This window comes from Aromatoleum diolicum, from assembly GCF_012910955.1.
Taxonomy (GTDB): domain Bacteria; phylum Pseudomonadota; class Gammaproteobacteria; order Burkholderiales; family Rhodocyclaceae; genus Aromatoleum; species Aromatoleum diolicum.
On sequence record NZ_WTVQ01000011.1, the window covers coordinates 43,716 to 65,360 of the forward strand.

Genomic DNA, 21,645 nt, shown 5'->3' on the forward strand with positions numbered 1-21,645 from the left:
CGACGGCTGGTTAGACGAAATCGGCTCAGTCTTCGACCAACTGTAGATCGAGCCCGGTCGCAGTGTATGCGCCGACAACCGCAGGCTCACCGTTTCTGGCCAGTTCGCGCACCGCTGCGCCGAGTCGCTTGGCGGCAATGGTCGACAACATCGTACGGAAAAGCTCCCGCAATTCCTCGGTCGCCAGTGCAAGCGCCGCCGGATTAACCTCGACATAGGTGGTCGACTCGACCGCTACCACTGTCGTGAGATGCCGGTGGGCGATGCTGTCGAGCCATGCGAGCTCACCGAATAGCTCGGCGGGCCCGAGACGTTGCACGCGCCGTCCGTCGACCGAAATCTCCACCTCACCATCGATGACAATACCGAAACGCTGGTCGGCATCTCCTTCGCGGATAAGCGTCGTACCGCCTTCGACCACTCGCCAAGCGGAGATGCGGAGCACCTCCCACAATTCGATATCATCGAACTCGGTAAAAAAGGCGAGTTTTCGCAACAGAGAGAACCGGCGGGTATCCGGCGGCACATAGGTATCATCGACAAGTTGATACCGCACCGCCGACAAATCCTTGGCAAACTCTGCACCGTTCTTATAGCGGGAGTAGAGATCCTTTTCCAGCGCCTTGCGAATCACTGTATCCATCAACTCGGGCATTTCCGGGTTGAGTTGCGATACCCGTGGCGGATCCGCATTGATGATCTTGTAAATCAGTTGGGCCGGATTGCTCGCCCGGAACGGCAAGCGTCCGGTCAGCAGGTGGAATAGCACCACGCCCAGCGAATACAAGTCAGTCTTCTGGTTGAGCGGGTAGCCCTTGATCTGCTCGGGGCTCATATAGGCCGGCGACCCCACCCCCATGATGAAGGTAGAATCCGACTCCATCTTCTTGTTGACGTTCAGCGCCAGGCCAAAATCGGTGATTTTCACATTATCCTTGTCATCGACAAGGATATTGGCCGGTTTGATGTCACGATGGACGATCCCTTGCCGATACGCGTGATCCAGCGCCATACAGCACTTGAACACGATGCCGATGGCGCGATGGATCGGCAGCATTCGCTCAAAACTGCAGTAACGCTCAAGCGATTCGCCCGGAAAATACTCCATCACGACATACGCCTGCTCGGGCTCGATCACGGCATCGTAGATCCGGATAATGTGAGGATGATCGAGGCGGCTCGCCACCGCTTTTTCAGCCTTGAGCAACTTCAGCAGGCGGCGGTTCCACTTCGCTTCGTCTTTCGACTTGTCGCTGAAGCGGATCAGTTTCAGCGCCACCGGCTCCGGCCAGTCGACCGACTCTGCCAGATAGACGATGGCGGTCGCTCCGCGTCCAATCTCCTTGACGATGCGGTACTTGCCGATTGTTCGCGGTATCTCGCTCATGGCCGCTCCATACCTTCCCGCCTGCACGTTTCCGGAACGCTACGCTCAGCCAAATCGTGACATATGCAGCAGCGCGTCGGCAACATGATGATCTTTTTTGCCCCTGCCCCCTTGAAACCATTGCGACAGCCCCAACATTCGCCCCGTTAACGAACACAGGGAGTTTTGACCCATGCAGGAAAACAAGCCGTCTGCCGAGATCCACGACGAGTTGCTGCAAGGCCTCACCGCGGAAGGATCCGCTGCAACTCCGCAAGGCGAGCCAGTAGATGCGGTCGCCCCCGACACCATGCCGAGCATCGAGGAATCCCTACGCCAGGCTGAACTAAAGGCCGCCGAACACCACGACGCATGGTTGCGCGCGAAGGCGGATGCGGAAAACATTCGTCGGCGCGCCCAAGAAGACATCGCCAAGGCCTCCAAGTTTGCAGCGGAAAAGTTCGCGAATGCCATGCTTCCCGTCAAGGATAGTCTGGAAGCCGCACTGACAATCGAAAAGCAGACGCTCGAAAGTCTGCGCGAAGGCGTCGAACTCACGCTCAAACAACTCGCTGCGGCGTTTCAGACCGCCGGCGTGACAGAAGAAAACCCCGCCGGCAGCAAGTTCGACCCCAACCGGCACCAGGCAATCGGCATGGTGGAAGCCGAGGGCGAACCGAACACCATCGTGAACGTTCTGCAGAAAGGTTACCTGTTGCATGAACGCGTGCTGCGCCCAGCCATGGTCGTCGTCTCCAAGGCAAAAAGTGCCTGAGCGTCACGGCCGCCTCCTGGCTACTTGAAATCCAAGACGGCGACCCAACTTACTTGACAATGAAATCCGGTGAGGCGTGGTAAGGGCAGTGGCGCGCAGCGTCCGCCCCCTCGGCTTCACCCTCACTTTAAAGGAACTGAAATGGGCAAGATCATCGGCATCGACCTGGGAACGACCAACAGCTGCGTCTCCGTGATGGAGGGCGGCAAGCCCAAGGTCATCGAAAACTCCGAAGGTGCACGCACCACTCCGTCCGTGGTCGCCTATGCCGAAGACGGCGAAATTCTGACCGGCGCACCGGCCAAGCGCCAGGCCGTCACCAACGCCAGGAACACCCTCTTCGCAGTCAAGCGGCTGATCGGTCGCCGCTTCGAGGAGAAGGAAGTCCAGAAGGACATCGATCTGATGCCCTACACCATCTGCAAGGCCGACAACGGTGACGCATGGGTCGAAGTGCGCGGCAAGAAGGTCGCCCCGCCGCAGGTTTCGGCCGAAGTCCTGCGCAAGATGAAGAAAACCGCCGAAGACTATCTCGGGGAAGAAGTCACCGAGGCGGTCATTACCGTTCCGGCCTACTTCAACGACAGCCAGCGCCAGGCCACCAAGGACGCCGGCCGCATCGCCGGCCTCGAAGTGAAGCGCATCATCAACGAGCCGACCGCGGCGGCGCTCGCCTTCGGCATGGACAAGAAGCCGGGAGACTCCAAGATCGCCGTGTATGACCTCGGTGGCGGCACCTTCGACATCTCGATCATCGAGATCGCCGACATTGACGGCGAACACCAGTTCGAAGTGCTCGCGACCAACGGCGACACCTTCCTTGGCGGCGAGGACTTCGATCAGCGCCTGATCGACTACATCGTCACCGAGTTCAAGAAAGAGCAAGGCGTCGACCTCAAGAATGACGTGCTCGCACTGCAGCGCCTGAAGGAAGCCGCCGAAAAGGCAAAGATCGAGCTGTCGTCGAGCCAGCAGACTGAAGTCAATCTTCCTTACATCACCGCCGACGCCACCGGCCCGAAGCACCTCGCGGTCAAGATCACCCGCGCGAAGTTCGAGTCACTGGTCGAAGATCTCGTGCAGCGCACGATCGAGCCCTGCCGTGTCGCGCTCAAGGATGCAGGCATCAAGATGACCGACATTGATGACGTTATCCTGGTCGGCGGCCAGACTCGCATGCCCAAGGTGCAGGAGAAGGTCAAGGAGTTCTTCGGCAAGGAGCCGCGCAAGGACGTCAACCCGGACGAAGCCGTCGCTGTCGGCGCATCCATCCAGGGCGGCGTGCTGCAAGGTGAAGTCAAGGACGTGCTGCTACTTGACGTCACCCCCCTGTCGCTCGGCATCGAAACCCTGGGGGGCGTCATGACCAAGCTGATCCAGAAGAACACCACGATCCCGACCAAGGCAAGTCAGGTGTTCTCCACCGCCGACGACAACCAGAACGCGGTCACCATCCACGTTCTGCAGGGTGAGCGCGAGATGGCCGCCGGCAACAAGAGCCTCGGACAGTTCAACCTCTCGGACATCCCGCCGGCACCGCGCGGCATGCCGCAGATCGAAGTCACCTTCGACATCGACGCCAACGGCATCCTGCACGTATCGGCCAAGGACAAGGCGACCGGCAAAGAGAACAAGATCAAGATCCAGGCCAACTCCGGCCTCTCAGACGAGGAAATCCAGCGCATGGTGCAGGACGCCGCTGCGCACGCCGAAGAAGACAAGAAGGCCCACGAACTGGTCGACACCCGTAATCAGTGCGACGCACTGGTGCACTCGGTCAAGAAGTCGCTGACCGAGTACGGTGACAAGATCAGCGCCGACGAGAAGGCCAAGATCGAGAGCGCGATGAAGGATGCCGAAGAATCCCTGAAGAGCAACGATAAGACCACCATCGAAGCCAAGACGCAGGCACTGGCGATGGCCAGCCAGAAGCTCGGCGAACAGATGTACGCACAGGCGCAGGGCGCCGAAGCGGGCGCAGCCGACGCAGCAGCCGGTGGTGCCTCCTCGGGCGGTTCGAAGGCGGCCGATGCCGATGTGGTCGACGCCGAGTTTACCGAAGTCAAAGACAAGAAGTAATCGCTCGCCGGGCGGCGAGATGTCGGCCGAGCCATGCCGGTGCAGTTCAACCGGCCGGCTCGGCTTTTGCATGATCGGGAGACCTTCGCGGTCTCCCTAGCCTGAGCAAATCAAGATGGCAAAAAGGGACTACTACGACGTCCTGAGCGTCAACCGTGACGCCTCGGACGACGAAATCAAGAAAGCCTACCGCAAGCTGGCCATGAAACACCATCCGGACCGCAATCCGGATAACAAGGAGTCCGAAGAGAAATTCAAGGAAGCCAAGGAAGCTTACGAGGTTCTCTCCGATGCACAGAAACGCGGCGCCTATGACCGTTATGGTCACGCCGGAGTGGATCCGTCAGCCGGCCCTGGGCCCGGAGGACAGGGCTTCGACGGCTTCGCCGATGCATTTTCGGACATCTTCGGCGACATCTTTGGCGGCGCTGGGGGCGGTGGTCGCGGTCGCTCCAATGTCTACCGCGGCGCGGACCTGCGCTACAACCTCGAAATCTCGCTCGAAGAAGCGGCCCGCGGCGCGGACAAGACGATCCGCATCCCCACGGTCGAAGAATGCGACACCTGCCACGGCAGCGGTGCAAAGCCCGGCACCCAACCCAAACCCTGCCCAACCTGTGGCGGAGCCGGCCAGGTACGCATCCAACAGGGGTTTTTCTCGATCCAGCAGACCTGCCCAAAATGCCATGGCACGGGGCGTATCGTTCCCGATCCCTGCCGCGACTGCGGCGGTGCAGGCCGGGTAAAGCGGCAGAAGACTCTCGAAGTGAAGATTCCCGCGGGGATCGACGAAGGTATGCGGCTGCGCCACGCCGGCCACGGCGAACCAGGCGTCAACGGCGGCCCTCCAGGCGATCTCTACGTCGAGATCCACATTCGCGCGCATGCGGTATTCCAACGCGACCACGACGACCTGCACTGCGAAATGCCGGTCAGTTTCACAATCGCGGCACTCGGCGGGGAAATCGAAATCCCCACACTGGAAGGCATGGCACGACTCAAGATCCCGGCGGAAACCCAGAGCGGGCGCGTATTCCGGCTGCGCGGCAAGGGTATACGCAACGTCCGCTCGCAAGCACATGGCGATCTGATGTGCCACGTCCTTGTCGAGACTCCGGTGAATCTTACCGAACGTCAGAAGGAACTGCTGCGGGAGTTCGAGGAGGTATCAAGCAGCGACGCGGAACGTCACAATCCGAAGGCCAAATCCTGGATGGACAAGGTCAAGGACTTCTTCGGCGGCTGATCGCACCCGTAACGCGCCGGGACGACCCAAGCAGGGCGCTTCCGGCGCAGCACGGCACTAAGCCCGTCGCCAGATCGTTCCCTGCGGGGTATCTTCAAGCACCACGCCCTGCGCCAGCAACTCGGCGCGAATGCGATCGGCGTCCGGATAGTTCTTTGCCCTCTTCGCCTGTGCGCGTTGCTCGATCAGGGCTTCGATCACCGCCGCGTCGATATCGCCCGACTCGCCGCCCACGCCTCCTTGAAGAAATGCAGCGGGGTCTCGACCGAGCAGGCCGAGCACACCGCCCAATCCCTTGAGTTGCGCAGCCATCGCCGCCGAACAATTGCGATTGGCCTCATTCGCGAGTTCGAACAGCACTGCGACCGCCTCGGCGGTATTGAAGTCATCATCCATCGCAGCGCGGAAGCGCACCGCATGCGCTTCACTCCAATCCACCGGCACGTCTTCCGCGGCCACATTGCGCAGCGCCGTGTACATCCGCGTCAGCGACTGACGCGCGTCTTCGAGATGCGCATCGGAATAATTCAGAGGACTGCGGTAGTGCGCCCGCAGGATGAAAAAGCGCACCACTTCGGCGTCGTAGCGCTTGAGCACATCGCGGATGGTGAAGAAGTTACCCAACGATTTCGACATCTTCTCGTCGTCGACGCGCACGAAACCGTTGTGCATCCAGTAATTCACGAAGGTATGGCCATGCGCCCCCTCGGACTGGGCAATCTCGTTCTCGTGGTGCGGAAACTGAAGATCCTGACCTCCGCCATGAATGTCGAAGTGGTCCCCAAGGAGGTCGGAACTCATCGCCGAACACTCAATGTGCCAGCCCGGGCGCCCCACCCCCCAAGGCGAATCCCACTTCACCTCTTCCGGCTCACCCACTCGAGCATGCTTCCACAGCACGAAATCAAGCGGATCATGCTTCTCACCCGCAACTTCCACGCGCTCACCCGCGCGCAGTTCATCCACGGACTTGCCTGAAAGCTTCCCGTACCCCTCGAACTTCCGCACGGAATAGCACACATCGTGATTCTCGGCAACATAGGCAAGCCCTTTTTGATGCAGGCGATCGATCAACGATTGCATCTGGCCGACGTATTCGGTCGCACGCGGTTCGTAATCGGGCCGCATCACCCCAAGTGCGTCGGCATCCTCGTGCATGGCGGCGACAAACCGATCAGTCAGCGCCCTGATCGACTCGCCGTTCTCGCCAGCCCGACGGATGATTTTGTCATCAATATCGGTAATGTTTCGAACATATATCAGATGGAAACCACTGACTCGCAGCCACCGCGCCACCACATCGAACACCACCATCACTCTGGCATGACCAAGATGGCAGTAGTCATAAACAGTCATTCCGCATACATACATGCGAACCTTTCCAGGCACTATCGGAACAAAGGTTTCCTTCTTGCGTGTCAGGGTGTTGTGAATATGAAGCATGGCATCTTCCGCAAGGTCGCTGGCTCGGGCGCCGCGTCCAAACAGCGATCGCAGAGCATGGCCGAACCACAAAAAAAGGCGGTCCCCTTTCGGTCCGCCCCCGCCGCATCACGCCGGCACCGGATTGTGATGCGGTCTTGGTTATTTGGTAGAATGTCGCGTTAATCCGCGTGGATTAACGGATAAACCGAGCGATTCTAGCACAATGAAGATGCGTCCAAATTCCGCACTGGCCATGATGGCCCTCATCCTTGGCCTAGGCTCCAGCCAGCTGCTCCACGCTGCCGACACAACCGCTCAGGTTCAAACACTGGTGAATCAAGGGCAGCATTCGCAGGCCCTGGCGATGGCTGACCGGCTGCTCGCGTCTAATGCGCGCGACCCGCAGGCGCGCTTCCTCAAAGGCATCGCCCTGACCGAACTGAACCGCCTCGACGAAGCCGTTGCGGTATTTCAGAAGCTCACCGGGGATTTTCCCGAGCTACCGGAACCCTACAACAATCTCGCCGTACTCTACGCCCAGCAGCGCCAATACGAAAAGGCGCGCGCTGCACTTGAGATGGCGATTCGGACCCATCCCAGCTACGCTACGGCACACGAAAATCTCGGCGACGTTTATGCTCGACTCGCCAGCCAGGCCTACGACAAGGCACTGCAGCTCGACTCCGCCAACGCCGCCGCACAATCCAAACTTGCGCTGATCCGTGAAATGATGTCGGGGACGAATCAAGGCAGCGCAAAAACACGTATCGCCACCGCGGCCGCGGCGCCAGCCCCCGCGACACCCACACCCACACAACCAGCAACCGCTCCCAATACTCCGGTCGCTAGCACCCCGGCTGCTGAAAGCGCTAAGGCCGCAGTTCCCGCAACCGCCCCCACGGCGACACCTGCGCCTACAACCCCGGCGGCAGCGACGACTCAAACACGCGCCCCGGTCACGGCAACAGCCGCAGCGGCACCAGCAACAGCCGCAGCAGCAGATGCGGCACAGAGTGCGGAGCGCGAAGCATTGCAAATGGTCGACGAATGGGCCAAGGCTTGGTCGCGCAAAGACGTCAAGTCGTATTTGTCGTACTACGACAAGGACTTCCGAGCACCGGGAGGTGTTTCACGCAAGACTTGGGAGCAGGAACGGGAACAGCGCGTCGGCAAGCCGGGCAAGATTGCAATTGATATTGAGAAGCCCACTGCGAAGATCGACGGCGATGTTGCCACAGTGCGATTCCGCCAGCACTATGACTCTCCTGGATTCAACTCGAGCACCGCCAAGACGCTGGAACTCGTCAAGCGAAATGGCGCCTGGCGCATTCGCCAGGAGCGCGTTGGAGGATGATCGCGATGATCGCCGGACGAAGGCTGCTCGTTCGTCTGTTGCTAGCGCTCTGGGCCGTTACCCTGCCCGCGGCGGTATCGGCCGCTTCGGCCCAGCGCGGGATTTCCGACGCCGGCCCGGACGCGTCGCTCGAGTATGTCTTTGGTGAAATCGAAGCCAATCGCCTTGATTCTGCGCTTGAGCGCACCGAAACCCTGCTACGTGCCTATCCGAATTTTAGACTGGCCCATCTCATCAAAGGCGACCTGCTGCTCGCGCGCGCAAAGCCCATCGCCACCTTCGGCAACGCCTCAGGCGGCAGCGAGCGCATACGTGAGTTGCGTGATGAAGCCATAGCACGCCTACGCGCCTATCGCGAACGCCCCGCCGCCGCCAACTACATCCCGCGCTATCTGCTGCAGATGGGACCCGAACAGCGCTACGCCGTAGTCGTCGACACCAAGCGTGCCCGCCTGTATGTGTATGCGAACGACGCAGGCAAACCACGTTTCGTCGCGGACTACTACATCAGTCACGGCAAGGCTGGCACCGACAAGAAGGTCGAAGGCGACAACAAGACGCCACTTGGCGTCTATCAGATCACCTCGTTCATCGAACAGGCGAAACTGCCTGATCTCTACGGCAGCGGAGCCTTTCCGATCAACTACCCAAATGAGTGGGACCGTCGTCTCGGCCGCACTGGCCATGGCATCTGGCTGCACGGCACCCCCAGCGACACCTATGCACGCGCCCCCCTGTCATCCGAGGGGTGCGTCACCCTGGCCAACCAGGACTTCCTGCAACTTTCGAATTTTGTTGAGCCCGGTCTCACGCCCGTCATCATCAGCAACGAAATCGAGTGGCTTTCACTCGACGACTGGCAAGCGGAACGCAAGGGCTTGCAGGAAGCCATCGAGCGCTGGCGTCGCGACTGGGAAAGCGTTGATGTTGACCGCTATCTTGCGCATTACTCGAAGGACTTCCGTAGCGACCATCAGGATTACAGCGACTGGGTCGCGCAAAAGCGCCGCGTCGCCACCAATCGCCAATGGATCAAGGTCGGACTGGACAAGCTGAGCATGCTTCGCAACCCCGGCCGTGACGACATGGTGGTCGTCACCTTCGAGCAGAACTATCGCAGCGATGGCATGTCGGATCGCATCCGCAAGCGTCAGTACTGGCTCAAGGAAGGTGGCCGCTGGAAAATCGTTTACGAAGGCAAGGCCTGAGCCGCTCTCCCCCTTTTCCCATCGCACAGGAAGCTCAAACCATGAAGCGTTTCTTGCTCTCCCTTTTTCTATTTGGCTGGATTGCCAGCGCCCTCGCTGCAAATCCCGTCCTTGAAATGCGCACCAGTCACGGCACGATCGAAATGGAACTGTTTGCCGACAAGGCACCGAAATCGGTGGAGAACTTCATCGAATACGTCAAGAGTGGGCATTACACCGGCACCATTTTTCACCGCGTCATCGACGGCTTCATGATTCAGGGGGGCGGCTTCGATGCCGGCCTGAACCAGAAACCCACCCGCGCCCCGATCGAGAACGAAGCCAAGAACGGCTTGCGCAATGAAGCGGGCACCCTCGCGATGGCCCGCACCGCCGACCCTCACTCCGCAAGCGCGCAATTCTTCATCAACCTCGTTGATAACCGCTTCCTCGACTACCCTTCACGCGACGGCTGGGGTTACGCGGTTTTCGGAAAGGTCACGAAGGGCTTGGACGTGGTCCAAAAGATCGGCCGCACCCCCACCCGCACCCTCAAGGGTTACCAGAACGTGCCGGATCAGCCCGTCACCATCGAATCGGTTCGCGTCATCGACGCGGAGAAAGCCGGCCAACCCAAGCAATGAGTCTCAAGGAGCCTCCCATGGCAGTCAAGCTACATACCAATCACGGCACAATCACACTGGAACTCGATTCGGAAAAGGCTCCGGAAACGGTCAAGAACTTTCTCGACTACGTCACCTCCGGCCACTACGACAACACGATTTTCCATCGTGTCATCAAGGGTTTCATGATCCAGGGCGGCGGCTTTGAACCGGGAATGAAGCAAAAGACGACTCGCGAGCCGATCAAGAATGAAGCCGACAACGGTCTGAAGAACGTAACCGGCACGATTGCCATGGCCCGCACGCAGGCGCCGCATTCGGCAACCGCCCAATTCTTCATCAACGTTACTGACAACGACTTTCTCGATTTCCGGTCCCCCGATATGCAGGGCTGGGGTTACTGCGTCTTCGGTCGGGTCAGCGAAGGCATGGACGTCGTGAACGCCATTCGCTCCGTCCGCACCGGATCGAGCGGTTTTCATCAGGACGTTCCCGTCGAGGACGTCGTGATCGAACGGGCCGAGATCATCTAAAGGCGTTTCGGGCCGCCCCCGTTACGCGCTCACACGATGTCGGCCCTGTTCATCTCCGATCTGCACCTGTCCGAGGATACGCCGGAAAATACTCAGGCATTTCTTGCTTTCCTCGACGGTCCCGCGCGCGCGGCGGAGATGCTCTATATTCTTGGCGACCTATTCGAATATTGGGCCGGTGACGACGATGCCGAAACGCCGTTGAACGCAATGGTGTGCGAATCGCTGGCGGCCCTATCTGCAAGCGGCGTGACCATCGCCTTCTTACCTGGCAATCGCGACTTCTTGCTTGGCGAGGCCTTCGCCGCCGCCGCCGGCATGCGCATTCTGGCCGATCCGACGCTGATCGATCTCGACGGACGTCCGGTATTGCTGAGTCATGGCGACATCCTATGCACCGATGATCAGGCCTACCAGACCTACCGCCGCCAGGTCCGCGATCCAGCCTGGCAGACAGCCTTCCTGAATCGCCCACTTGGTGAACGCAAACACCTCATCGAAAGCCTGCGTCGTCGCAGCGAATCGGCGAAGCTGGAAAAATCCATGGAAATCATGGATGTAAACGATAGTGCGGTGGAAGCACTTTTACGCGGTAACGCATATCCGACCCTGATTCACGGCCACACTCACCGCCCGGCGCGCCACGCGCACCGGGTTGATGAGCACACATGTGCGCGTTGGGTACTATCCGACTGGCACGGTGAAGCGACCTACCTGCAGTGGAATGGCAGGGAATTTAGCGCACGTATTGGTCACAAACCAGTCGCAAAACGCACCTAGGCCGGAAGCCCCTCCCGGCTGCGCGCATTCTAGGCGCTCAATCCGCGGGCGAGGTCGGCACGCAAGTCTTCCAAGGACTCAAGACCGACCGCCACCCGCAGCAAGCCTTCACTAATGCCGGCCGCCTCCCGCGCTTCGGCGCTGATCCGACCGTGCGTCGTCGAAGCGGGATGGGTGATGGTAGTCTTGGTATCGCCAAGGTTGGCCGTGATCGAGATCATCCGCGTCCCGTCGACGACCTGCCACGCCCTTTCCCGTCCACCTGCCACTTCGAAACTGAAGATCGCGCCACCGCTTTTTTGCTGGCGCTTGGCCAGCGCGTGCTGCGGATGAGATGCGAGGCCGGGGTAATGCACGCGCACAACCCCTGGCTGTCTCTCGAGCCAGCCCGCCAGCTCCAACGCACTCGCAGATTGCGCTTCCATTCTGATGCGCAGGGTCTCAAGCCCCTTGAGAATCACCCAGGCATTGAAGGGGGAAATGCTTGGTCCTGCCGTCCGCAGAAATTTCAGAACCTCGTCCACGACAGGTTTCGCACCAGCGACGGCGCCGCCGAGGACCCTGCCCTGACCGTCGAGATACTTCGTCGCCGAGTGAACCACCACATCGGCACCCAACTCGAGCGGACGTTGTAAGGCCGGCGTGCAGAAGCAGTTATCCACCGCCAGGATCGCGCCGGCGGCGTGAGCAATCTCGGCCACGGCCGCAATATCGATGACTTCCGTTAGCGGATTCGACGGAGTTTCAACAAAAAACAGTCGTGTACGCGGCCGAACCGCAGCACGGTAGGCCGCGAGATCCGTGGCTGGCACGAAGCTGGTCTCAACACCGAACTTCGCCAGAATGGTGCCGAATAGCTGCTGCGTCGCCCCGAAGAGCCCCGTCGACGCGACGATATGGTCGCCGGCTTGCAGCGTTGCCATCGCCAGCGAAAGAATGGCGGACATCCCGGAGGCAGTGGCCACGCAGGCTTCGGCCCCTTCAAGGGCCGCCAGACGCTGCTGCATCGCCGTAACAGTCGGATTCGAAAATCTTGCATAAACGTTGCCTTCCTCCTCACCCGAAAAGCGCGCCGCCGCTTGGGCCGCGCTTTCGAATACGAAGCTGGAAGTCAGGTAGAGGGCTTCGCTATGCTCGTTGAATTGGCTGCGCGCGATACCCGCACGCACTGCAAGTGTGTCAAATTCGTAAGGAGTCATGAGTACCGCGTCAGTTGTCGTGGCTGGCCACCAGATTCAGGTCGAGTTGCCCGTCCTCCCCTTCCTCCCCCGAGGACTTGGCCTCGCCACGCTGGTTCTCGACCCCGTTAAGATACTCTGCAGTGATGTCCCCGGTGATGTAACAGCCATCAAAACAGGAAGTCTCAAAGAAGCTAATTGCGGGATTGACTGCTCGCACCGCCGCCTTGAGGTCAGCAAGGTCCTGGTAAATCAGCCCGTCGGCACCGATCTCGCGGCAGATTTCCGCTTCATCGCGTCCGGCCGCAATCAGCTCACCACGCGTAGGCATGTCAATCCCGTACACGTTGGCAAAGCGCACCGGCGGCGCCGCCGAGGCCAAATACACCTTTATGGCACCGGCTTCGCGCGCCATCGACACGATCTCGCGACTGGTGGTGCCTCGCACAATCGAATCATCGACCAACAACACCTTCTTGCCTCGAAATTCCTGCGGGATCGTATTCAGCTTCTGGCGCACCGACTTACGCCGGATTGCCTGCCCCGGCATGATGAAGGTCCGGCCGATATAGCGATTCTTGACAAACCCCTCCCGATACGGAAGGTTCAGTTTGTGTGCCATCTCCATCGCCGACGGGCGGCTGGAATCCGGGATCGGAATCACGACATCAATGTCGGCATGCGGAATCACCCGCTTCAGCTTGTCGGCCAAGAACTCGCCCATCTTGACGCGTGACTCGTACACCGACACCCCGTCGATGATCGAATCCGGGCGCGCAAGGTACACGAATTCGAACATACACGGCGCCTCGACCGTTTTCTCCGCGCACTGTCGGCTATGGAAATTGCCCTTGGTATCGATCAGGATCGCTTCACCCGGCGCGACGTCGCGCAAGGTACGGAAACCCAGCACGTCCATCGCGACGGACTCGGACGCTACCAGCCACTCATGCCCCGCCTCGACATCGTTGCGACCGATCACCAACGGACGGATTCCAAAGGGGTCGCGAAATGCCAACAGGCCGTAGCCGGCAATCATCACGACCACGGCGTAGGCACCGCGACACCGGCGATGCACGCCTGCAACGGCACGGAACACTGCGTCCTCGTCGAGCTTGAAGCCCTTGGCTGCGGCCTGCAACTCGTGCGCCAGCACATTGAGCAGCACCTCGGAATCGGAATTGGTATTGATATGGCGCAGATCGGAGAGGAACATCTCGCGCTTTAGCTCTTCCGAGTTCGTCAGGTTACCGTTATGCGCCAGCAGCAGACCAAACGGTGAGTTGACGTAGAAGGGCTGCGCCTCGGCCGGATTGCACGCCGACCCCGCAGTGGGGTAGCGGACGTGACCAATCCCCCAGTTACCTACGAGATTTCGCATGTTGCGGGTGCGGAACACGTCGCGCACCAAACCCGGCCCCTTGTGCATCAAGAACCGTCCCCCCTCGAACGTAGCGATGCCCGCTGCGTCCTGCCCCCGGTGCTGTAACACCTGGAGACCGTCGTAGAGCAACTGATTGACCGGGGAGGTCGCAACAACCCCTAAAATTCCGCACATGGAATAAGCACCTATTTGAAACGAATCCTGGCAGCCACCGCGTCGGGCAGCCACGGTTTGGCGGCGATCACCGCCGTCTCCATCGGAGGCGCGAACGTCGCATTCGCCCACCAAGGCTCACGCGCCACACCGATCAACCCCCCGAGCAACACTACAACAAACGCAATCACCAGACCACGCGCGAGACCGAAAAACGCGCCGAACAACCTGTCGGCGGCGCCCAACCCCACTGCTTTGAGCAATTCCCGCAGCAAGAAACGCAGCAAGGCGGCGAGCATCAGCACCACCATAAAGATCAGCGCAAACCCCGCAACCTGTCGCCACGCAGGCTCGACGATCAGACCGGACAACAGGCCCGCTGCATCTGCCGAAAACCGCCACGCCGCAAACAAGGCAAGAACCCACGCGAGCAGCGCAATGACTTCGCTGACGAGCCCCCGCCACAAGCCGATCGCCGCAGAAAGGGTCAACACCGCGAGGAAAATATAGTCGAATACCGTCATTGACCACACGGAAGACGTCTCATCGCGCCATCACCGAGCCGTTCATCCCGCTTGCACGCACCCGCTGCGCCACCTTTTCAGCATCTTCACGGCCACGGAACGGGCCTACACGCACTCGCGTCACAGCGCCCACTTTTTCAGTGTAGGCGGTAAAACCGCGCTTTTTCAGATCGGCGGCAATGGATGCGGCCTTGCCGATATCGGAAAAGGCCCCGACCTGAACGACAAAAGATTCACTGGCCGGGACCGCTGACTGGGCCACCGCCTTCCCCTCCAGAATTGCCTGGGCTCGTGCAGCATCCTTACCCGCGCCTACTACAGGTAAAGGCGGCACTACTGCCTTGCCCACGGGTTCAGGAGATTTCTCGGAGGGCTTTTGCATGGAAGATGTCACTGCCGCCGACGCCGCAGTTCGAGACGATGCGGGTCCGTCAGCGGCAGGGGCCGTCGCGGGCCGGACAGGCGCTTCCGGCGGCACGGGGCCGGGAGACTGTTCCTCCGGCGGGGGCGCGAGCTGCGGCTCGGGACTCTGCGTAGGCCGGCTAGCGATCGGCCGTGCAAGCGCACTGTCGGCTTCGCGATCGGGAATCGTGACCTGAATATCCTGCGCGGGCGAACCCGGCTCTTGGTCCATCACCATCGGTAGAACAATTGCAGCGATCAGGGCCAGGGCGGCCGCCCCGACCAATCGGCGCCGCGAACGCTTCTTGAGTTCGACGTTGTCGCTATCGGTCACGCGAAACCTCAATGACGAGCGGCACGGACGGCATCCAGCACATCCGCGACAGTCAGGAATGAACCAAAGACGACAATTCTATCACCCTCACCTGCTGATTCTTGCGCAACCGAAAAAGCCTCGGCAGGCCGCTTGAAACATTGCACATCGCCGCGCACGCCAACCGAGCGAAGGCGATCCGCCAAAGCCTCCGCAGTCAAGCCACGCGGTCCGGGCAGTCCAGTCAGCAACCAGTGATCGACACGCTCCTGGATCAGGCGCACTACGCCCTCGACGTCCTTGTCGGAGAGCATCCCTAGCACGGCCCAAGTCTCCGGGAAAAAGCCCATATTCGACAGGTTCTCCGAAAGCACTCCGGCGGCCTGCGGATTGTGCGCCACGTCGAGTACCACCGACGGCTTGCCCGCCAGGACCTGGAAGCGGCCCGGCAGTTCCACCAGCATAAGTCCCTGACGCACTGCCTGCATCGAAACGGGAATGCGGTCGCGTAGCTTTTCGAGGGCCATCAGCGCAGCGGAGGCATTCAACAGCTGGTTGGCACCGCGTAGCGCCGGATACGCCAGCCCTCCACGACGCACGCCACCCCTGCTCCACCACACCCATTGGGTACGGTCGCCGGAAAATCCGAAATCTTGCCCAACGAGACACAGATCCGCACCGATCTCGCGTGCATGTGCAACGAGCGACACCGGTGCCAGCGGATCGGAGCAGATTGCGGGGCGGCCGGCGCGGAAAATTCCGGCTTTCTCAAACCCGATCTGTTCCCTCGTTTCGCCAAGATAGTCCATGTGATCCATCGCCACACCAGTGACGACGGCACAGTCCGGCTCGATTGCATTGACGGCATCAAGGCGTCCACCAAGGCCGACTTCGAGAATGATGACGTCGAGCGGTTCGCGGCTGAAGGCGTACCACGCCGCCAACGTACCGTGCTCAAAATAGGTCAGTGGTATTTCATCGCGCACACGCTCTACGGCGGCAAACCCCTCCACCAGCGCGGCATCCTCGAGCTCACGCCCATCAATGCGTACACGCTCGTTGAAGCGCAGCAGATGGGGGGATGTATAGCAGCCGACACGATAGCCTGCAGCCAGCAAAATGGCTTCCAGCATCGCACAGGTCGAGCCCTTGCCGTTGGTGCCACCCACTGTAATCACCACAGCGTCGCAGCGCACTGCAAGCGCATCGCGCACATGCGCAACACGTTCCAGGCCGAGCTGGATCTGCGCACTGTGCCTGCCTTCGAGCAGCTCAAGCCAACCGTTCAGGGAATCCGGATATCGCATGTATTGCAACTGGGATCAAACGCCAATGGCTGGCTGACGAGTCAGCAAGGTGAGAATTTCTGCGACCTTGGCGCGCATTTCCCGACGATCCACGATCATGTCGATGGCGCCCTTCTCAAGCAGGAACTCGGAACGCTGAAAGCCTTCCGGTAGCGTTTCGCGAACCGTTTGCTCGATCACCCGAGGTCCGGCAAAGCCGATCAATGCACCGGGCTCGGCAATCACGACATCGCCCATGAAGGCGAAGCTCGCCGACACGCCGCCCATCGTCGGATCGGTCAGAATGGTCAGGAATGGCAGCTTACGCTGCGCCAGCTGAGTGATCGCAGCCGTGGTTTTGGCCATCTGCATCAGCGAGAACAGACCTTCCTGCATCCGCGCTCCGCCCGTCGCGGTGATGCAGATGAAAGGCAGTCGCTGTTCGAGTGCCGCCTTGGCGCCGCGCACGAAACGCTCGCCGACGACCGAGCCCATCGACCCCCCCAGGAATTCGAACTCGAAGCACGCCACGACCACCGGAACGGTAAGGACAGATCCCTGCATGACCACCATCGCATCGGCCTCGCCGGTATCTTCATTGGCGGCGGACAAGCGTTCGGTGTAGCGCCGTGAATCCTTGAATTTCAGCGGATCGACTGGCATCACCTCGCTTCCGATCTCGAACCGCCCCTCGGCATCAAGCAGCAGGTCGAGTCGCGCACGGGCCCGCAGCCGCTGATGATGGCCACACTTCGGGCATACGCTCTGATTGCTTTCGAGATCCGAGCGGTAAAGCACCGCTTCACAGGCCGAGCATTTGCTCCACAAACCTTCGGGAATGGATTTGCGTGCTGCCGATTCCGCGCGTTTGATCTTCGGCGGCAACAGTTTCTGAAGCCAGCTCATCGCGGCGCTCCTTCAATCTGGTCGAGCGCAGTGCGAATGTTCCGCAGGAAAGCTTTGACGTTGGCCACGGCCTGCTCGCGCGGACTGTTCTCGAGTTCTTCGATGATGCGGCTACCGATCACCACGGCATCGGCGACCTCGCCGATTCGACGGGCCGATTCGGCATCACGGATGCCGAACCCGACGCCTACCGGCATGCCGACACGGGCACGAATTTGCGGCAGACGCGCCGCAACGTCGTTGAAATCAAGCGCACCGGATCCCGTCACACCCTTCAACGAAACGTAGTAGATGTAGCCGCTTCCAATTTTCGCGACATCGTCGAAGCGCTGCTCGGTCGATGTAGGCGCAAGCAGGAAGATCGGATCGATTCCTGCCGCCTTGGCTACCGCGGCGAACGCCTCACATTCGGCCGGCGGGTAATCGACCACCAACACGCCATCTACGCCTGCGTCGCTTGCTGCCGCGACAAAGCGGTCGGGACCCATCGCTTCGATCGGATTCGCGTAGCCCATCAGCACGACCGGCGTATCGCCGTCCTCGGCACGGAACGTGCGAACCAAATCGAGCACTTTACGCAGGCTCATACCCTTAGCCAGAGCCCGCCCGGAAGCACGCTGAATCGTCGGGCCGTCAGCCATCGGATCCGAGAACGGAACACCAAGCTCGATGATGTTCGCACCGCTCTCGACCAGCGCATGCATCAATGGCACCGTGAGTTCGGGATCGGGATCGCCTGCGGTAATGAAGGGGATCAGCGCTCGCCGCCCGGAGGCCTGCAGACGCTGAAAAACAGACTGGATTCTGGACATATTCACTATCGGGAAATGTGGGTCGCAAATCGACCCACCATAGTCAGAACTGGATGCCGGACTTCTCGGCAACGGTATGCATGTCCTTGTCGCCGCGCCCGGACAGATTGACCAACAGGATCTTGTCCTTCGGCAGGTTCGGAGCGAGCTTCGCCGCATAAGCCAGCGCGTGGGACGATTCAAGAGCAGGAATGATGCCTTCCAGGTGGCACAGGTCATGAAAGGCCTTCAGCGCCTCCTGGTCGGTCACGCCGACATACTCGGCACGCGCACTGTCCTTGAGCCAGGCATGTTCGGGACCGACGCCGGGGTAGTCGAGACCGGCGGATATCGAATGTGTTTCGATGATCTGCCCATCTTCGTCTTGCAGCAGATAAGTGCGATTGCCGTGAAGCACGCCGGGTGTTCCAGCCGTAAGACTGGCCGCGTGCCGCCCGGTATCCATCCCCTCACCGGCCGCTTCGACACCGACCAGCCGGACTCCGGGCACATCGATATAGGGGTGAAAGATGCCCATCGCGTTTGAGCCGCCCCCGACGCAGGCAATCACGTAATCAGGCTGCCGTCCGGTCATCTCAGGCATCTGCACGAGACATTCATTGCCAATCACCGCCTGAAAGTCGCGCACCATCATTGGATAGGGATGCGGCCCTGCCACGGTTCCAATGATGTAAAAAGTGTTGTGGATGTTGGTGACCCAGTCGCGCATCGCCTCGTTCAAGGCGTCCTTCAAAGTCTTCGAGCCTGACTCGACCGGCACCACCGTGGCGCCGAGCAACTTCATGCGGTAGACGTTTGCAGCCTGACGCCTGATGTCCTCCGACCCCATGTAGACGACACACTCCATCCCATAGCGCGCCGCGACCGTAGCGCTCGCCACACCGTGCTGACCAGCCCCCGTTTCGGCGATGATCCGCGGCTTGCCCATGTAACGCGCCACCAGCGCCTGGCCGATGCAGTTATTTACCTTATGCGCGCCCGTGTGGTTCAGATCCTCACGCTTCAGATAGATCTGTGCGCCGCCCAACAGGTCTGACCAACGCCGAGCGTGGTATATCGGGCTTGGACGTCCAACGTAATGCTTGAGTTCGTACTCGAACTCGGCCATGAATGCCGGATTATTGCGACATGCGTCATAGGCCGCATTCAACTCGTCGAGCGCCGGAATCAGTGTCTCGGCAACGAACACCCCGCCATAAGGGCCAAAGTGACCGCTCGAGTCGGGAAACTTATAAGGCTTGTCAGCCATCTGCATGTCGAACTCCAGCGATGAATGCAGCGATCAGCGCCGCATCCTTGATGCCCTTGCCCGACTCCACGCCACTGGACACATCCACCGCCCATGGCCTCACGCGGCGCACCGCCTCGCCCACATTATCGGGATCGAGGCCACCGGAAAGGATCAGCGGTCTGCCCAAACCAGCGGGAATCAGGGACCAATCGAATACCTTGCCACCTCCGCCGAACCCATCTACGAAGGCATCCAGCAGAAGGCCCGCGGCCAACGGGTGACAAGCCGAGAATTCTACCAGATCGACTCCGGGTCGCACCCGGGCCGCCTTGATCCACGGACGTCCGTAACGAGCGCATTCCCCCTCGGTCTCATCACCATGAAACTGCAGGAGTTGCAGTGGGACCCGCGCCAGCGCCTCATTGACGAACCCAGCTTCCGGGTTCACGAACAGGCCCACCACGGTCACAAAAGGAGGAATCAGTGAGGCGAGTTGTGCCGCGCGCTCGAACGAAACAAAACGCGGACTGGGCGGATAGAATACCAGCCCGATCGCATCGGCTCCGGCTTCGACCGCTGCGCGCACATCGTCGGCACGGGTCAGGCCACAGATCTTGATTCGGGTTCTGGACACTCAGACGAAAGGAATACGCGGGACCGCGATAATACGCCCTTCCCCCGGCAGCGGCCAGTGCGGGGCGTATTCGACGCCACACAGATACAGGCCATCAGCCGGAAACGTGAGTCCCGCCTGACTACGATCACGTGCCGCCAGAATCTCTGCCATCCACGCCGGGGGATAACGCCCCTTCCCGACGTACACGAGCGCACCGACTAGATTGCGTACCATGTGGTGAAGAAACGCGTTCGCCCAGAAATCAAAAATAAGATACTCGCCCGCACGGTGGACGCGCGCCTCATGCATCAGTTTGACGGGCGATTTTGCCTGGCAACCCGCCGCGCGAAACGCTGAAAAATCGTGCCAGCCTTCGAGGCAGCGCGCAGCTTCAATCATTGCCGCCTCGTCGAGCGGGGGATGGAACCATCCCACCCGCCCCGCCAACAGCGCGGGCCTGACAGGGGCGTTGTGCATGATGTAGCGATAGCGGCGCGACACGGCGCAGAAGCGGGCATGAAAATCCTCGCCGACGTCCACTGCCCAGCGCACCGCCACGTGCGAGCAGAGTTGATTATTCACACCCCGAACCCAGCCGTACAAGGGGCGGACAGACGGCGTATCGAAGTGCACCACCTGTGCCGTTGCATGCACTCCCGAATCAGTACGGCCCGCACAGTGCAACCTGACCGAGTGACCGGCAATGGTAGCCAACGCAGCCTCAAGATGATCCTGTACTGTCCTGCCATGCGCCTGGCTCTGCCAGCCCTGGAAAGCATCGCCCGCATACTCGATGCCCAGCGCGATTCTCATCGCCAGACTCCCAGCCACATCATTCCGCCAGCGGCCAGTAGTACCAGCAGCGCAATCTCGCGCCCAGCGAGGCATTCCCGCCCGATGACGACCGGCTCAGCAAAATCACCATCGAGATCGATATCATCATCCAGCCAGCCCTGCCATCCCCCGCGAGGCACCGTTTCGACGTAGCGCAACACCAGCATCAAACGCACCGCGAGCCGCTCCGTCGGCAAGCCGAAGCGTTCAAAGGGTTGCAGCAACGCATACAGGCCACTCACCAGCCGGTTCACAGACAGGCGTTCCAGCAACAACGCTACGCACAACACGACGGCGAGCAGTCGCCCCGCATGTTCTGCAGCCAGCATCACCCCCTCACGGCTTGGGCTAACCGACTGAAAAGCAGTCCACAGAGCATCGCCCGGCGTAAACCCAGCGAACAAGACGAGAATGGCGAGCACCAAGAACCGGACCCGTCGAAGGAGGCGAAGGCTGCGCAATGGCGCGAACCACCATGCGCCGAAAGCGCAGCCGACAAGTGTGGCGAAAAGCCACAGTGGTGAAAGAAATTGCACAACTGCAACCCCTGTCATCCACAACAAAATCAACATTCCTGAGTGCATAAAAAGGACAGGCCGCCCGGCGTGCCAGGCGGCCTTCAGAGGATGACCCTAGAA

Annotated in this window: 21 protein-coding genes; 8 read left to right on the forward strand and 13 right to left on the reverse strand. The window is 60.4% G+C overall.

Features of this window, described 5'->3' with window-relative positions:
• Positions 1-25: 25 nt before the first annotated feature.
• Entirely contained in the window at positions 26-1,387 is a 1,362-nt protein-coding gene (locus GPA25_RS08490; RefSeq protein ID WP_169259945.1) for a serine/threonine protein kinase, read from the reverse strand.
• Positions 1,388-1,559: 172 nt separating this feature from the next.
• Between GPA25_RS08490 and grpE the strand changes: the two genes are divergently transcribed.
• The 3 genes from grpE to dnaJ all read left to right on the forward strand — a co-directional run bounded on the left by grpE (position 1,560) and on the right by dnaJ (position 5,466).
• Positions 1,560-2,141 carry a nucleotide exchange factor GrpE gene (grpE, locus tag GPA25_RS08495; RefSeq protein ID WP_169259946.1) on the forward strand — a complete coding sequence of 194 codons (582 nt, stop codon included), beginning with the start codon at positions 1,560-1,562 and terminating at the stop codon, positions 2,139-2,141.
• A gap of 141 nt (positions 2,142-2,282) precedes the next feature.
• Positions 2,283-4,220: a molecular chaperone DnaK gene (gene dnaK / locus GPA25_RS08500; RefSeq protein WP_169259947.1), complete on the forward strand. Its 1,938-nt coding sequence runs from the start codon at positions 2,283-2,285 to the stop codon at positions 4,218-4,220.
• 115 nt (positions 4,221-4,335) lie between these two features.
• Entirely contained in the window at positions 4,336-5,466 is a 1,131-nt protein-coding gene (gene dnaJ, locus GPA25_RS08505; protein ID WP_169259948.1) for a molecular chaperone DnaJ, read from the forward strand.
• Between the two features lie 57 nt (positions 5,467-5,523).
• On the opposite strand, the gene cysS is transcribed toward dnaJ, so the two are convergent.
• The gene (gene cysS, locus GPA25_RS08510) at positions 5,524-6,909 is read right to left on the reverse strand and encodes a cysteine--tRNA ligase (protein ID WP_169259949.1); all 1,386 of its coding nucleotides are present in this window, start codon (positions 6,907-6,909) and stop codon (positions 5,524-5,526) included.
• Positions 6,910-7,114: 205 nt separating this feature from the next.
• On the opposite strand from cysS, the gene GPA25_RS08515 reads away from it, so the two are divergent.
• From GPA25_RS08515 to GPA25_RS08535, 5 genes are read left to right on the forward strand one after another with little or no spacing between them, the layout of a single operon-like run.
• Positions 7,115-8,245 carry a nuclear transport factor 2 family protein gene (locus tag GPA25_RS08515; RefSeq protein ID WP_169259950.1) on the forward strand — a complete coding sequence of 377 codons (1,131 nt, stop codon included), beginning with the start codon at positions 7,115-7,117 and terminating at the stop codon, positions 8,243-8,245.
• On the forward strand, positions 8,242-9,453 hold the full coding sequence (locus GPA25_RS08520; protein WP_169259951.1) for a L,D-transpeptidase family protein: 1,212 nt from the start codon (positions 8,242-8,244) through the stop codon (positions 9,451-9,453). Before GPA25_RS08515 ends, GPA25_RS08520 begins: the two co-directional genes overlap by 4 nt.
• 41 nt (positions 9,454-9,494) lie before the next feature.
• Complete coding sequence (locus GPA25_RS08525; RefSeq protein ID WP_169259952.1) at positions 9,495-10,076, forward strand: peptidylprolyl isomerase; 582 nt, start codon at positions 9,495-9,497, stop codon at positions 10,074-10,076.
• A gap of 17 nt (positions 10,077-10,093) precedes the next feature.
• A complete protein-coding gene (locus GPA25_RS08530; protein ID WP_169259953.1) occupies positions 10,094-10,588 on the forward strand; it encodes a peptidylprolyl isomerase in 495 nt (164 codons plus the stop codon).
• Between the two features lie 36 nt (positions 10,589-10,624).
• Positions 10,625-11,368, forward strand: coding sequence for a UDP-2,3-diacylglucosamine diphosphatase (locus GPA25_RS08535; RefSeq protein WP_169259954.1), 744 nt, complete (start codon positions 10,625-10,627; stop codon positions 11,366-11,368).
• 29 nt (positions 11,369-11,397) lie between these two features.
• Here the strand turns inward: GPA25_RS08535 and GPA25_RS08540 are convergent, their stop codons facing one another.
• Genes GPA25_RS08540 through GPA25_RS08590 form a run of 11 tightly spaced genes read right to left on the reverse strand, consistent with a single transcriptional unit; the run spans position 11,398 to position 21,579 of the window.
• Complete coding sequence (locus GPA25_RS08540) at positions 11,398-12,567, reverse strand: O-succinylhomoserine sulfhydrylase (RefSeq protein WP_169259955.1); 1,170 nt, start codon at positions 12,565-12,567, stop codon at positions 11,398-11,400.
• Between the two features lie 10 nt (positions 12,568-12,577).
• A complete protein-coding gene (gene purF, locus GPA25_RS08545; RefSeq protein WP_169260014.1) occupies positions 12,578-14,104 on the reverse strand; it encodes an amidophosphoribosyltransferase in 1,527 nt (508 codons plus the stop codon).
• Positions 14,105-14,115: 11 nt separating this feature from the next.
• Positions 14,116-14,607, reverse strand: coding sequence for a CvpA family protein (locus tag GPA25_RS08550; protein ID WP_169259956.1), 492 nt, complete (start codon positions 14,605-14,607; stop codon positions 14,116-14,118).
• 19 nt (positions 14,608-14,626) lie between these two features.
• Positions 14,627-15,343: an SPOR domain-containing protein gene (locus tag GPA25_RS24200; RefSeq protein ID WP_169259957.1), complete on the reverse strand. Its 717-nt coding sequence runs from the start codon at positions 15,341-15,343 to the stop codon at positions 14,627-14,629.
• An 8-nt stretch (positions 15,344-15,351) separates the two neighbouring features.
• Entirely contained in the window at positions 15,352-16,629 is a 1,278-nt protein-coding gene (folC, locus tag GPA25_RS08560; RefSeq protein WP_169259958.1) for a bifunctional tetrahydrofolate synthase/dihydrofolate synthase, read from the reverse strand.
• Between the two features lie 15 nt (positions 16,630-16,644).
• Positions 16,645-17,514, reverse strand: a complete 870-nt coding sequence (gene accD / locus GPA25_RS08565; protein ID WP_169259959.1) for an acetyl-CoA carboxylase, carboxyltransferase subunit beta — start codon at positions 17,512-17,514, stop codon at positions 16,645-16,647.
• The gene (trpA, locus tag GPA25_RS08570) at positions 17,511-18,326 is read right to left on the reverse strand and encodes a tryptophan synthase subunit alpha (RefSeq protein WP_169259960.1); all 816 of its coding nucleotides are present in this window, start codon (positions 18,324-18,326) and stop codon (positions 17,511-17,513) included. The genes accD and trpA overlap by 4 nt, the downstream gene beginning before the upstream one ends.
• 43 nt (positions 18,327-18,369) lie before the next feature.
• Complete coding sequence (gene trpB / locus GPA25_RS08575) at positions 18,370-19,581, reverse strand: tryptophan synthase subunit beta (RefSeq protein WP_169259961.1); 1,212 nt, start codon at positions 19,579-19,581, stop codon at positions 18,370-18,372.
• Positions 19,568-20,191 carry a phosphoribosylanthranilate isomerase gene (locus tag GPA25_RS08580; RefSeq protein ID WP_169259962.1) on the reverse strand — a complete coding sequence of 208 codons (624 nt, stop codon included), beginning with the start codon at positions 20,189-20,191 and terminating at the stop codon, positions 19,568-19,570. The genes trpB and GPA25_RS08580 overlap by 14 nt, the downstream gene beginning before the upstream one ends.
• Positions 20,192-20,986 carry a tRNA pseudouridine(38-40) synthase TruA gene (gene truA / locus GPA25_RS08585; protein ID WP_169259963.1) on the reverse strand — a complete coding sequence of 265 codons (795 nt, stop codon included), beginning with the start codon at positions 20,984-20,986 and terminating at the stop codon, positions 20,192-20,194. It lies immediately after the preceding gene.
• On the reverse strand, positions 20,983-21,579 hold the full coding sequence (locus GPA25_RS08590; RefSeq protein ID WP_246265506.1) for a CbiQ family ECF transporter T component: 597 nt from the start codon (positions 21,577-21,579) through the stop codon (positions 20,983-20,985). The genes truA and GPA25_RS08590 overlap by 4 nt, the downstream gene beginning before the upstream one ends.
• Positions 21,580-21,645 lie beyond the last annotated feature (66 nt).